We start from the raw sequence: 13,542 nt of genomic DNA on the forward strand, positions 1-13,542 counted from the left end.
GCAGACCACCACCAGCGGCCCCTGGTCCACCTGGGCCAATCTCGGCTGACCCGGCCACCATCGCGGGGGTCACCGGCCGCGCCGGTGACCCCCACCACCGACCGGCTCGCCGGTTCCGGCCCGCCGGCCGGGCCCGCCCGGGACCATGACCAGATGCGCAGGGTACGGACCGGAGCCCTCCACGTACCGAACTGGTTGTCCAGTCGGGTGGGGCTGGGCGGACTGGCCCCGCGGGCCGACGAGGCCGGCCACCGGCACGCGACCTGGCTGGAACTCTTCCTCGACCTCATCTTCGTGTACGCGCTGGCGGCGGTGACGGCCCGGCTGGGCAACGAGCCGAGCCCGTCGCCGACGGCCGTGCTGGCCGTGATCGGGCTCTTCGTGGTGATCCAGTGGGCCTGGCTGGGGCAGGTCTACTACGACACCCGGTTCGACCCGGACGACGCGCTGCACCGACTGCTTGTGCTTGTCGCGTTGATCGGCGCGGGCGCGATGACGCTCGGCGTCGACGAGGTGCCGGAGAGCGTGCTCCTGCCGGTCGGGTACCTGATCGTGCGGGGCGTGCTGCTCCTGCTGTACCTGCGGGCCCGTCCGACAAGTGCGATGGCCCGCATGGTGACGACCGTCTACCTGATCGGCTTCGGGTCGGGCTGGCTGATCTGGCTGGTGTCACTTGTCGCGCCCACCGAACTGCGTCCCGTCCTGTGGATCGTCGCGATGGTCATCGAACTGTCCACGCCCTGGGTCGGGGTGCGCTGGCTCAACCGCTGGCCGGTGGACAACCGGCACCTGCCCGAACGGATCGGGCAGTTCACCATCATCGTGCTGGGCAGCGCGCTTGCCAGCCTGCTCTTCGCGGTGCCGGACCATCCCGCACCCCACATGATCCTCACCGCCGCGATGGCCTTCCTGATCCCGGCGGCCGTCTGGTGGGTCTACACCACATTCGTCACCACCCGCCTGACCCAGAGCCGGCTGCGCGGCGGCCAGGCGTACAGCTTCCTGCACATCCCGCTCGGCGGCGCGTTGCTGCTGCTCGGCTGGGCGCTCGGCCAGGTGGTCCGGCTGGTCGACGACGACGCGGCCCAACTGCCGCTGGAGCTGCGGCTGCTGCTGGGCGCGTCGATGGTGGTGTGGACGGCATGTGGCCTGGCCCTGTACTGGCTGTGGACCCGACCGAGCCGCGCCCGGTTGCTGATCGCCGCCTACGGGGTGCTCTCGGTCTCCCTGATCACCGCCACGGTGCACCGACCGAGGTGGATGCTGGCACTGCTCGCCCTGGCGGTCGTCGGGTACGCCGTGCTGCTCAGCCGGCGACTCGCCCGAGCCGGCGCGGCGAACCGCACGCCCGAGGGATGAGCGGCCCTCAGGCGGCGGTGGCCTCCTCGGCTGCCACCTGGTTGTTCCAGTCGGCCTTGGTGGAGCGCCAGCCCTCGTCGTCCATGCCACGCCGCCAGTAGCCGGAGATGGAGAGCCGGTCGAGGGATATCCCCCGCTCGCCGCGCAGCAGCCGGCGCAGGTCCCGCACGAAGGCCGCCTCGCCGTGCACGAACGCGTGCACGTCACCGGCCGGGAACTCCAACGCCCGGACCGCCGCGACAAGCGCCGCACCCACCGGGCGGTCGCCCCGGTGCAGCCAGGTCACCTCGATCGCGCCGGGGCTGAGCAGCTTCTGCTCGTCCGCCGGGTCACCGATCTCCACGAAGACGTGGGCCGGCGCACCCAGCGGCAGCCGCTCCAGCGCGGCGGCGATCGCCGGCAGGGCGCTCTCGTCGCCCACCAGCAGGTGCCAGTCCGCGTCCGGGCTCGGCGCGTACGCCCCGCCGGGGCCGACGAAGTGCACCGGGTCACCCGGACGCAGCGCCGCGGCCCACGGGCCGGCCAGCCCCTCGTCGCCGTGGTGCACCACGTCCACGGTCAGCTCCTCGGCCAGCGGGTCCCACCGCCGCACGGTGTACGCGCGCAGCCGGGGCCACTGCTCCCGGGGCATCTCCCGGCGGATCGCGGCGAGGTCCAACGGCTGCGGGTACGCGACGCCGGGCTGCGGGAACACCAGCTTGATGTAGTGGTCGGTGAACTCGCCCACCGGCAGGCCGGCCAGCTCGTCCCCACCGAGGACGAGCCGGATCAGGTGGGGGGTGGGCCGCTCGGTGCGCAGCACGTGGACCGAGGTGACGTTCCTGGGGCGCTCCGTCATACCAGTTAGGCTAGCCTAAGCTGGCTGGTGGTCGGTCGGCGGTGCGCCGTCGCCGACCAGGCGGGTGTGCCAGGTCACCGCCGCCGGGTCGGTGAGCGACGCGACCTGGTCGATCACCACCCGCAGTCGGGCGGTGTCATCCGGGGCCGCCCGCCACAGCGGGGCGAAGATCGGATCGAGCCCGTCCGGCGCGCGCCGGAGCAGCGCCGCCACCAACTCGGCAAGCATCGTCCGCTGCCGTTCGTAGCGGCCCCGGAAACCGGAACGACGCATCACGTAGCGCAGGGCGATGCCCTTGAGCAGCGCGCACTGGGCCCGGACCAGCCTCGGCACCACCAGATCGGCGTCGTAGCGGCGGTGCGGGCCGGGACCGGAACGCTCCTCGGTGGCGGTCACCGCCGCCGACACGAACCGGCCGGTCAGCCCGCTGGTGGTGGCCTTCAGCGCGACCTGGGATCGGTGGCTGCCGTCGTACCCGGCGAGCGGGGCGAGCAGCGGATCGGCAAGCAGGTCAACCAGCACCTCGGCCAGGTCGGCCGCGGACTCCCCGGAGTAGGCGGCGGCCACGTCGGCGCAGAGCGCGGCCCGCTCGTCGGCGTCTGCGAGCAGCGGGCCCAGCGTGACGTACCCGCCGTGGATGCCGTCCTCCACGTCGTGCACCGAGTACGCGACGTCGTCGGCCCAGTCCATCACCTGCGCCTCCAGGCAACGCCGGTCGCCGGGCGCACCGGCCCGGATCCAACCGAAGACCGGCGCGTCGTCGGCGTACACCCCGAACTTGCGCTGCCCGGGGCGGCGCGGCCAGGGGTACTTGCCGATCGCGTCGAGCGACGCGCGGGTCAGGTTGAGGCCGGCGGACGAGCCGTCCGGGGCGAGCACCTTCGCCTCCAGCCGGGTCAGCACCCGCAACGTCTGCGCATTGCCCTCGAAGCCACCGCACGGTGTGGCCAGCAGGTCCAGAGCGGACTCGCCGTTGTGCCCGAACGGCGGATGCCCGAGGTCGTGGGCGAGCCCGGCGACGTCGACCACGTCCGGGTCGCAGCCCAACCGGGCGCCCATCTCCCGGGCGATCTGCGCCACCTCAAGCGAGTGCGTCAGCCGCGTACGCAGGAAGTCGTCAGTCCCGGCGGTGTGCACCTGGGTCTTGGTGGCAAGCCGACGAAACGCCGCCGAGTGCAGCACCCGGGCCCGGTCGCGCTCGTACGGTGACCGGCGGTGCCCGGTGTCCTTGGGCGCCTCCCGCACCAACCGCGCGTCCGCCGCGCCCGGCTCACTTTTCACGCAGCCGCCGCTGTTCGCGACTGCGGGGCTCGCAAAACCGGCTCACTCCTCGCGCTCACAAGGCTTCCGCTGTTCGCGACTGCGGGGCTCGCAAAACCGGCTCACTCCTCGCGCTCACGGAGGACGCAGAACTCGTTGCCCTCCGGGTCGGCCAGCACCGTCCACTCGACGTCGCCCTGGCCGATGTCGACGTGCCGGGCCCCCATGTCGACAAGCCGCTCGACCTCGGCCTCCTGGTCGGCGGGGCGCAGGTCGAAGTGCAGCCGGTTCTTGCGGTCCTTGCTCTCGGTCACCAGACCGAAGAACAGAGCCGGGGACCGGTCGGCGGACTGGCGGATCTCCACGCCGCCCGGCTTCTCGGTGACGATCTGATAGCCGAGCGCCTCGGCCCACCAGCGGGCCAGTCGGGCCGGATCACGGGCATCGACGGTGAGGCTCTCCCAGACGCTGGTCATTCAGTCACCTTTCCCGTTCGACGGCGTACGCAATCAGCCGTTTGCGAGCGAGCCAAGGTTACGCCCGCCACGGCTTGTCGACGTGCCCCCGACGCGTCGGTGAATGGTCCACAACCGCCGATCGGCCTGGAGTTGCGGACCGATCGCCCTGGGTTACGGGCTCGCGGGCAGCGGTGGCCGCCGGTAGCGTTCCCAGCGCGGAACGTGACGAGCCGACCGACACGCAGATCCCCGACCGGCAAGGGAGCAGCTCGTGGACGCACACACCGTGGTGGGTACGGAGCTACGCGGGCTGCGTCGGCGCCGGCCCGAGGTCGCCGGGACGGTGCTGGCCGGCACCGACGGGTTGCTCATCTCCAGCGATCTGCCCAGCACCGAAGCCACCCATCTCGCCGCGCTGGCCGCCGCCAGTTTCGGGCTCGGTCACCGGGTGGCCGACACCGTCCGGCGGGGTGAGTTCCGGGAGTCGGTGGTCAGCACGACGGCCGGCTGCGTGGTGACCTACCCGGCGGGGCGTACCGCCCTGCTGACCCTGGTCACCGTGTCGGCGGCGGAGGACCTGGAGGCGCTGCACGAGGAGGCTCGGGCGGTGGCCCGCCGGACCGGTTCGGTGTTGGACACCCGCGTCGGCGGTGGCGGCGCCACCGCTGTTCCGGACGGGCACGCGCCGCTCGCCGTGCGTACCCCGATGGCGACCCTGCCCACCCAGTTGCGCCGCTCGGCGCGGCCGACCTGGCGGCGCCCGCCGATCTGATTGTCGGCGCCGGTGGCTGACCGGTCCCCCGGTCCGCCACCGGCCCGCGTCAACGGCTGTCCGAACCGTCGGTCTCCACGACCGCCCGACCGGCCTCCAGCCGGGCCACCGGCACCCGGAACGGCGAGCAGGACACGTAGTCCAGGCCGACCTCGTGGAAGAAGTGCACCGAGTCCGGGTCGCCGCCGTGCTCACCGCAGATGCCGAGCTTCAGGCCGGGGCGGGCGGCCCGCCCCTCCTCGGCGGCAATCCGGATCAGTCGACCCACGCCGTCGCGGTCGATCGACTCGAACGGCGAGATGCCGAAGATGCCCAGCTCCAGGTAGCGCCAGAAGAACGCGCCCTCGACGTCGTCGCGGGAGAAGCCCCAGCCCATCTGGGTCAGGTCGTTGGTGCCGAAGGAGAAGAACTCGGCGGCCTCGGCGATCTGCCCGGCGGTCAACGCCGCCCGGGGCACCTCGATCATCGTGCCGATCAGCACCTCGACCCCGCTGTCCCCGACCACCTCGGCAATGATCTTCTCGGCCTCGGCGCGGACCGTCTCCAACTCCTGCACGGCCCCGACCAGCGGCACCATGATCTCCGGTTTCGCCACCCCGCCGCCCCGGGCACGGCTGACGGCCGCCTCGGCGATGGCCCGGACCTGCATCGCGAACAGGCCGGGGATGACCAGGCCGAGGCGCACGCCCCGCAGCCCGAGCATCGGGTTCTCCTCGTGCATGCGCCGGACGGCGGCGAGCAACGCCTCCTCCTTGGCGACGTCCTCGCCGCGCTCCTGGGCGACCGCCACGTTCACCGCGAGCTGCTCCAGCGGCGGCAGGAACTCGTGCAGCGGCGGATCGATCAGCCGGACGGTGACCGGCAGGCCGTCCATCTCCCGGAAGATCTCCTCGAAGTCGGCCCGCTGCAACGGCAGCAGCGCCGCCAGCGCCGCTTCCCGCTCGCCCGGGGCCCGAGCCAGGATCAGCCGTTCGACAAGCTCCCGCCGGTCGCCGAGGAACATGTGCTCGGTGCGGCACAACCCGATGCCCTCGGCGCCGAAGCGCCGGGCCCGGGCCGCGTCCGCGCCGGTGTCGGCGTTCGTGCGGACCGCGAGCCGCCGCTTGCCGTCGGCGTGCGTCATGATCCGGTGTACGGCCCGGACCAGCGGGTTGTCGATGTGCTCGGGATCGAGGCTGCCCTCGAAGTACTGCACCACCTCCGACGGCATGACCGGCACCTCGCCGAGGTAGACCTTGCCGGTGGTGCCGTCGATGGAGACGACGTCGCCCTCGTTGACGGTCTGCCCGGCCACTGTGAACCGCTTCGCCGGCACGTTCACGTCGATTTCGTCGGCACCGGACACGCAGGTCTTGCCCATGCCCCGGGCCACCACTGCGGCGTGGCTGGTCTTGCCGCCGCGCGAGGTGAGGATGCCCTTCGCGGCGATCATGCCGTTCAGGTCGTCCGGGTTGGTCTCCCGGCGGACCAGGATCACCGACTTGCCCTCGGCGGCCAGCTCGACGGCCCGCGCGGAGGTGAAGACCACGGTGCCGGACGCCGCGCCGGGCGAGGCGCCGATGCCCGTGGCGACCGGCTGGAACTCGTGGTCGAGTTGGAAGCGGGGGAACATCAACTGGGCGAGCTGCGCGCCGTTGACCCGGTGCAGCGCCTCGTCCAGGTCGATCAGGCCCTCGTCGACGAGTTGCCCGGCGATGACGAACGCGGCGGCGGCGGTGCGCTTGCCGACCCGGGTCTGCAACATCCACAGCTTGCCGCGTTCGATCGTGAACTCGATGTCGCACAGGTCCTTGTAGTGCTCCTCCAACCGGGCCATGATGCCGAGCAGCTCGTCGTAGGAGGTCTGGTCGAGCTGCGCCAAGTCCTGTAGGGGCACGGTGTTGCGGATGCCGGCCACCACGTCCTCGCCCTGGGCGTTGGCCAGGTAGTCGCCGTAGATGCCCTGTGCGCCACTTGCCGGGTCCCGGGTGAACGCGACACCGGTGCCGGAATCCGGGCCCAGGTTGCCGAAGACCATCGTCACCACGTTGACCGCGGTGCCGAGGTCGGCCGGGATGCGCTCCTGGCGGCGGTAGAGCACCGCGCGCTCGGCGTTCCACGACTCGAAGACCGCCCGGATGGCGAGGTCGAGCTGTTCGCGCGGCTGCTGCGGGAACTCCCGACCGGTGTGCTTCACAAAGATCTTCTTGTACGCGTCGACAAGCCCGCGCAGGTCGTCCGCGTCCAGGTCGAGGTCGTTGTGCGTACCCTTGGCGCTCTTGGCCTGGTCGAGCGCGTGCTCGAACTCCTCGCCCGGCACCTCGCAGACGGTCTTGCCGAACATCTGGATGAGGCGGCGGTAGGAGTCCCAGGCGGACCTGTCGTTGCCGCCGGCCTGTGCGGAGAGCCCGACCACGCTCTGGTCGTTGAGGCCGACGTTGAGGACGGTCTCCATCATGCCGGGCATGGAGAACTTGGCACCGGAGCGGACGGAGACCAGCAGCGGGTCCCCGGGGTCGCCGAGGCGTCTGCCCATCGCGCGTTCGAGCGATTCCAGGTGCGCCTCGATCTGACCGGCGAGCCCGTCCGGCTCCCGTCCCGTCGCGAGGTACGCCTGGCAGGCCTCGGTGGTGATGGTGAAGCCGGGCGGCACGGGCAGGCCGAGGTTTGTCATCTCGGCGAGGTTCGCCCCCTTGCCGCCCAGCAGGTCCTTGAGGTCCTTGTTGCCTTCGGAGAAGTCGTAGACGTACTTGTGGTCGACGGTTTCTTGCGCTGCCACCAAAGCCTCCACACACGCGCCGGATGGACACTTAACGAAGGTTCAGTTTTTTCTTTCCCCGGGACGGACTGCCGGTAATCCTGGGGTCGACGCCGATCGGTGGGCGAAGGTTAAGCGAACATCGGGTGACCTGGGACCGTTCGGTGACAATTGGCACAGCCATCACGACTATCCGTGTTCGTACCGGTTTTTGGGAACGCTTCCATGCGCACCATCACGCATCCCGGCCGCGCGTCGTACGCTTGACGGCACGCCAGCCGGTGAACCTCACTTTTGCCATAACCGACGCGAATACACCCCCCGGAGTCGCCGCCGTGTCGACCATCCCCTCCCCCGTTCCCGCCACCGGTCCAGTGCCGTCGCCGGCGCGGGAGGTGGACGCGGCCACCCCGCCCCGGGCCGCCGGTGAACTGCTCGCCCCGCCGGCCCCGCACCGGCTGACCGACGTCGTGCCCGCTCCCGCGCAGGTCCAGCCGGACCCGACCGGGGACTGGGTGCTCCCGGCCGAAGCGGTAATCGCGGCCAACGCCGACCCCGCCGTACTGGCCGTCGCCGCGCAACTCGCCGAACTTCTCCGGCCAGCCACGGGCTACCCGCTGCCGGTCGTGCACGCCGCCTCCCGTCCGCTGCCGGTCGCCGACGCCGCCTCCCGTTCGCTGCCGGTCACCGACACCGCCGCGCCGGTCGGCGGCATCGCGCTGCTGCTGGACGAGGCCGCCGGTCTCGGCGCGGAGGGCTACCGGCTCGACGTCACCCGCGACGGGGTACGCCTCACCGCCGGCACCGCCACCGGCCTCTTCCACGGCGTGCAGACCCTGCGCCAGCTACTGCCACCGGCCATCGAAAGCCCGACCCCGGTCACCGCACGCTGGGCGCTGCCCGGTGGGACCATCACCGACACTCCCCGCTTCCCGTACCGGGGCGCGATGCTCGACGTCGCACGGCATTTCTTCGCCGTCGAGGACATCCTGCGCGTCGTGGACCACCTGGCCCGTTACAAGCTCAACCACCTGCATCTGCACCTCACCGACGACCAGGGTTGGCGGATCGCCGTCGACTCCTGGCCGAGGTTGACAGCCGTGGGCGGAGCGACCGAGGTCGGCGGCGGCCCCGGCGGGCACTACACGAAGGCCGACTACCAGCGGATCGTCTCCTACGCCGCCGCCCGCCACATCACCATCGTCCCGGAGATCGACCTTCCCGGGCACACCAACTCGGCGCTTGTCGCGTACCCGGAGCTGGCACCAGACAAGATCGCCCCGCCGCCGTACACCGGCACCGAGGTCGGTTTCAGCTACGTCGACCCAGCCGACGAGCGGACGTACGACTTCATCGCCGACGTGCTGGGCGAGGTGGCCGCACTCACCCCGGGGCCGCTGCTGCACATCGGCGGCGACGAGGCGTTCAAGGTCAAGGGCGAGGTCTACACCGGTTTCGTCGAGCGGGTCCAGCGCATCGTGGCCGACCTCGGCAAGACCGTCGTCGGCTGGCACCAGCTCGCGCCGGCCGGGCACGTCGACGGGCGGGTGCTGCAATGGTGGGGCACGAACGCCGACGACCCCACCACCGCCGACGCGGTCCGCCGGGGCGCCCGACTCATCCTCTCCCCCGGCAACCACGCCTACCTGGACATGAAGTACGCCCCGGACACCCCGATCGGGCACGACTGGGCTGGTCTGATCGACGTACGCAAGGCGTACGACTGGGATCCGGGCACACACGTTTCCGACGTGCCCACCATGGCTGTCCTCGGGGTGGAGGCCCCGCTCTGGACCGAGTCGGTCACCTCGCTTGCCGACATCGAGTTCCTGCTCCTGCCCCGACTGCCCGCCATCGCCGAGCTGGGTTGGTCACCCCGGGCCACCCACGACTGGGCCGACTTCCGCGACCGGCTGGCCGGCCAGGGCCCACGCTGGGCGACCGCCGGGATCACCTTCCACCGCGCACCCGAGGTCCCCTGGCCGAACACCCCGACCATCCCCACCCAGCGCGACACGACGCAGACCGACACCGCCACGGCCTGATTCCCGGGCTCGGCCCCGGGCCACCCCGGCGCCCTGATCCCTGCCGGTCCGGTCCGCACGGCGTCACGCCCCGCCGCCCTTCCCGCACCAGCCCGGTCCGGCACGAACGGCCCGGATGGGCATGATCCACTCGGGTTTCATGATGTCGGGGTATCCCCGGCACCCGGACCCCGCGATTTCCGGGAACTCGCGTGGATCACGCCGTCCTGGCCGCCATGTCGGGTCCATGAGGCGCGTGAAGATGGGCCAGTTGTCCGGTTTGGGCGTTGGTGTCGGGTGGTCGGGGCCACCCTGACGGCGGAATCGGGGGCCGGGCGGGGGCGTTATACCTGGCATGCCACCGTGACCTCGCGTCGCTGGTGCGCGGCAGTCGCCGGGACCACCCGCCAGGCCGCCCCGGTCACACCCACGGGTCGTGGAGTGCGGCAGCCCGCCGGGAACACCGGCCGGGCACCCTCGGTTACACCCACGGTCGTGAGCCCGTCGGGAACATCGGTCGGGCCGCCTCGGTTACATACCCCGCACGGCCGAGCACCGCAACGGCCCACCCCCGCGGGTAGGCGGAATGACCCGCCGCCGCGAACGGTTACACCGTGTCCCGACGCCGGCCCCCTTTGTGGGGCTGCCGGGCAAGACTTTCCCGCATGGCCGCACCCCCCTGTGCCGTGTGGGCACCCCCGATGCAGAGGAGCACGCCATCATGCGTACCGATCTGATTCGTAAGACCGCTCTGACCGCCGCTGGTCTCGCGTTCACCGGTGGGGCCATCGCCGGTCCCGTCACTGCCGCGTACGCCGCGTCGGAGGCGAAGCCGGCCACCCAGACCCAGTCCGACCGCAAGAACCACAGCGAGCGGGAACTCGGCGTGCGCTACGAGGCGCAGCCGAACTTCTACTACTGCGGGCCCGCCGCGACCCGCAACGCCCTGTCCGTGCAGGGTAAGAACATCAACGTCGACGACATGGCCAAGGAGATGGGCACCACCGAGGCCGGCACCAACTCCATCAACGACATCACCCCGGTCCTGAACAAGGAAACCGGCAAGACCGACGCCTACCACAGCGTCGAGATCAGCAAGCCCGACGCCGACGCCAAGCAGACCGACCAGCTGCGCGCCGACATCGTCCGCACGGTTGACGACGGGCGGGCCGTGGTCGCGAACATCGCCGGGACCAGCACCGACACCGACGGTGTCACCCACTCCTACGAGGGCGGGCACTACATCAGCGTCGTCGGCTACCGCGACAACGGCAACACGGTGAAGATCGCCGACTCCGCCGACCCGAACACCGCCTCCTACTGGATCAGCACCGAGCACCTCGCGGACTGGATCGCCACCCGCGGCTACGCCACCAGCTGACCCGCCACAGCACCGCACGACCGCAGCATCGAAGGGCCGGCCCCACCACGGGGACCGGCCCTTCGGCATTGCCGAAATCAGCGTCCACGCGCCCTCGCCGGGCATCACCGAAGACGAGCAACCCTTCGGAGCTGACCCAAGCCACCCCACCCCACCCCGACAAGCCGCCCACCGACGCAACCCGGCCCGACCACAACAGGCCACCCCACTGACCTATGTCACGGGTCCTTTGGAGCTGATGTCATAGACGAATCACGGCAGAGCCGACCGAGCCGACCCCGGCGTCCAGGTGATTCGTTCACAACATCAGCTCCAAAGGACACGCACCGAACCCACCAGCCCAGCCGCTACGCCCAGCCCACTTGGAAGGGACCTTCGCGGGGCGTCTTCGCCCGGCCGGTCAAGGGCTCAGCCAGCCGGCGGGCCACCTGAACGGCCCGGTCGGCGGACTCCACCCGACCGGGGACCGACGCGGGAGCCGGGACCGACCCGAGAGCCGGGACCGACCCGAGAGCCGGGACCGACCCGGGAGCCGGGACCAGCGCGGGAATCGGGACCGCGGCCGAGCCTCGGCCTTCCAGAGGGCTCAGCCCGCCAAAGGGGCTCAGCCGGCCATAGGGCCAGCCGGCCAAAAGGGCTCAGCCGCCGGAGTCGTCCATTTCGGCGCCCTCGGGGACGGCGTCGTCGTCCCGGCTGGCTAACCAACCATCGGGCAGGAAGACCTTGCCCGGCGAGTTGGTGCGCCCACGGGGCTGGCCAAGGGCGGTCATCGGGAACGGCTCGGTCGGGTCGAGCTTGCCGAGCAGGTCGTCGAGCTGAGCCAGGCTTTCGATCATCGCCAGTGAGCGGCGCAGTTCGCCGCCGACCGGGAAGCCCTTGAGGTACCAGGCGACGTGCTTGCGAAAATCTGCGCAGCCGTCCCGCTCGCCCCGGGCCGGGGTGCGGGCGGCGGCCACGAACTGGTCGACAAGCAACTCCGCGTGCCGACGCATGGTCACCGCCACCTCGCCGAGGGTAGGCAGTCGCCGCTCCGACCGGCCGTTGAAGGCGGCTTCCAGGTCGGCGAACAGCCATGGGCGACCCAGGCAGCCACGCCCGACGACCACGCCGTCGACCCCGGTGTGCGCGACCATCCGCAGCGCGTCGTCGGCCTCCCAGATGTCGCCGTTGCCGAGCACCGGCACGTCGAGGGCCTGCTTCAAGGTGGCGATCGCGTCCCAGTCGGCGGTGCCCGAGTAGCGCTGCGCGGCCGTCCGCCCGTGCAGGGCCACCGCGGCCACGCCGGCCTCCTGGGCGGCGAGCCCGGCTTCGACGTACGTCAGGTGGTCGTCGTCGATGCCCTTGCGCATCTTGACAGTGACCGGCACCCCGGCCGGTGCGGCGGCATCCACCGCGGCCCGCACCAACCGGGCGAAGAGCCGGCGTCGCCACGGCAGCGCCGCGCCGCCACCACGCCGGGTGACCTTGGGTACGGGGCAGCCGAAGTTGAGGTCAATGTGATCGGCCAGGTTGCGCTCAACGACGATCCGGACGGCGGCGGCGGTGATCTCCGGATCGGTGCCGTAGAGCTGGAGGCTGCGCGGCTTCTCGTCGTCGCCGAACGCGATCATGTGCAGTGTCTTCGGGTTCCGCTCGACAAGCGCCCGGGTGGTGATCATCTCGCAGACGTAGATGCCGCCGCCCTGCTCCCGGCAGAGCCGGCGGAAGCCGACGTTCGTGATCCCGGCCATCGGCGCGAGCACCACCGGCGGCCACACCTGGTAGCCACCGAGGGTCAACGGGCGTCCGGGCGCCACCGCGACATCACTCACCCCGCAAGTATACGGAGGGGTTCCTCCCCCTATGCCCGCCGCCGGGCGGGCGCTCGGGTCGACGCCCGGGGGCGACCCGAGCGGGCCTACCGGGACAGCCGTCGGGCGGTGCTGAAGCCCGTCCCGCTGGGCCCCGTGCAGGTCTGGAGCACGAGATCGTATCGGCTCGCCCAGTGCGGCATCGTGCCTCCCTTGCGCGGCTGCCACCGGCGCCCAACCACCTGGTAGGTGCCCGCGCACGGCCCCGACACGACCCGCACCACCCGCCCCGCCGGGAGGTCGTCCAGCCACGCCCAACCCATGGTGTCGTGCCCCGCCAGGAGACACGTCGGCGAGGTCGTCCAGGTGACGAGCGCTCCGCGGTCGATCGCGGCCTGCGAGTGGATGGCCGTGACGGGGGCGAGACGTGTCGTGGGGGCCCGCGGGGGCGCACTGCGCGCACCACCGGCCGCACCGACGACCGGCGGGGCGACGGGGGCTCGCGGGGACGCGCTGCGCGCGGGACCGCGGCGGGAGGCGACCCTCGGCTCGAGCCTCGACTGGGCGGCCTCGATCATCCCCTCGGCGGACGACACGGACGGCGCGGCCGTGTCGACCGAACCGACCAACCCACGTGACGCGGATGACACGTTCGGCGGGGCGGAGGCGACAGCCTGGGCGGGGGGCGCCTGGGCGGCACCGCGGTGGGCCGTGGAGCCCGAGAGCGCCGGCAGTCCCGCCACGACCGCCGCGGCGGCGGTCACGCGGAGGACGAGAAGTCGCTTCGCCATGTCAACCCACCTTCTTCCGATCACGACCAAGATATCGAAAGATGGCATTGAATTAATTTCATCGACCGGCGTTTTGCCTGGTAGACCACGAAATGGCCCCTTCTCCAACACCGTGGAGAAGGGACCATTTCC

Annotated in this window: 10 protein-coding genes; 4 read left to right on the forward strand and 6 right to left on the reverse strand. The window is 71.5% G+C overall.

The window, feature by feature from the left end:
• Positions 1-1,359, forward strand: a 1,359-nt coding sequence (locus tag AB0F61_RS06860; protein ID WP_357804164.1) for a low temperature requirement protein A, incomplete at its 5' end; no start/stop codon positions are given.
• 7 nt (positions 1,360-1,366) lie between these two features.
• On the opposite strand, the gene AB0F61_RS06865 is transcribed toward AB0F61_RS06860, so the two are convergent.
• The 3 genes from AB0F61_RS06865 to AB0F61_RS06875 form a co-directional block, all read right to left on the reverse strand.
• Positions 1,367-2,197 (reverse strand): siderophore-interacting protein, encoded by an 831-nt coding sequence (locus tag AB0F61_RS06865; RefSeq protein WP_357804167.1) that lies wholly within the window; start codon positions 2,195-2,197, stop codon positions 1,367-1,369.
• Positions 2,198-2,212: 15 nt separating this feature from the next.
• Complete coding sequence (locus tag AB0F61_RS06870; RefSeq protein WP_357804171.1) at positions 2,213-3,478, reverse strand: deoxyguanosinetriphosphate triphosphohydrolase; 1,266 nt, start codon at positions 3,476-3,478, stop codon at positions 2,213-2,215.
• 101 nt (positions 3,479-3,579) lie between these two features.
• On the reverse strand, positions 3,580-3,933 hold the full coding sequence (locus tag AB0F61_RS06875; protein WP_357804173.1) for a VOC family protein: 354 nt from the start codon (positions 3,931-3,933) through the stop codon (positions 3,580-3,582).
• Between the two features lie 253 nt (positions 3,934-4,186).
• Here AB0F61_RS06875 and AB0F61_RS06880 point away from each other — a divergent pair, with 253 nt between their 5' ends.
• Positions 4,187-4,687, forward strand: coding sequence for a roadblock/LC7 domain-containing protein (locus AB0F61_RS06880; protein WP_357804176.1), 501 nt, complete (start codon positions 4,187-4,189; stop codon positions 4,685-4,687).
• 49 nt (positions 4,688-4,736) lie between these two features.
• Here AB0F61_RS06880 and ppdK read toward each other — a convergent pair whose 3' ends face one another.
• Positions 4,737-7,445, reverse strand: coding sequence for a pyruvate, phosphate dikinase (gene ppdK, locus AB0F61_RS06885; RefSeq protein WP_357804178.1), 2,709 nt, complete (start codon positions 7,443-7,445; stop codon positions 4,737-4,739).
• Positions 7,446-7,798: 353 nt separating this feature from the next.
• On the opposite strand from ppdK, the gene AB0F61_RS06890 reads away from it, so the two are divergent.
• On the forward strand, positions 7,799-9,469 hold the full coding sequence (locus AB0F61_RS06890) for a beta-N-acetylhexosaminidase (protein WP_357805026.1): 1,671 nt from the start codon (positions 7,799-7,801) through the stop codon (positions 9,467-9,469).
• Between the two features lie 700 nt (positions 9,470-10,169).
• Complete coding sequence (locus AB0F61_RS06895) at positions 10,170-10,829, forward strand: C39 family peptidase (RefSeq protein WP_357804182.1); 660 nt, start codon at positions 10,170-10,172, stop codon at positions 10,827-10,829.
• A gap of 638 nt (positions 10,830-11,467) precedes the next feature.
• Here AB0F61_RS06895 and dusB read toward each other — a convergent pair.
• Together dusB and AB0F61_RS06905 are read right to left on the reverse strand one after the other, a co-directional pair.
• Positions 11,468-12,640 (reverse strand): tRNA dihydrouridine synthase DusB, encoded by a 1,173-nt coding sequence (dusB, locus tag AB0F61_RS06900; protein ID WP_357804187.1) that lies wholly within the window; start codon positions 12,638-12,640, stop codon positions 11,468-11,470.
• A gap of 86 nt (positions 12,641-12,726) precedes the next feature.
• Positions 12,727-13,410 (reverse strand): hypothetical protein, encoded by a 684-nt coding sequence (locus AB0F61_RS06905; protein ID WP_357804192.1) that lies wholly within the window; start codon positions 13,408-13,410, stop codon positions 12,727-12,729.
• Between the last annotated feature and the right edge of the window lie 132 nt (positions 13,411-13,542).

The organism is Micromonospora sp. NPDC023888, from assembly GCF_040639415.1.
Classification (GTDB): Bacteria; Actinomycetota; Actinomycetes; order Mycobacteriales; family Micromonosporaceae; genus Micromonospora.

Bases quoted from the DNA above. Each gene is read 5' to 3' on its own strand.
- AB0F61_RS06865 (WP_357804167.1), bottom strand. From the start codon at position 2,197: ATGACGGAGCGCCCCAGGAACGTCACCTCGGTCCACGTGCTGCGCACC.
- AB0F61_RS06875 (WP_357804173.1), bottom strand. From the start codon at position 3,933: ATGACCAGCGTCTGGGAGAGCCTCACCGTCGATGCCCGTGATCCGGCC.
- AB0F61_RS06895 (WP_357804182.1), top strand. From the start codon at position 10,170: ATGCGTACCGATCTGATTCGTAAGACCGCTCTGACCGCCGCTGGTCTC.
- AB0F61_RS06905 (WP_357804192.1), bottom strand. From the start codon at position 13,410: ATGGCGAAGCGACTTCTCGTCCTCCGCGTGACCGCCGCCGCGGCGGTC.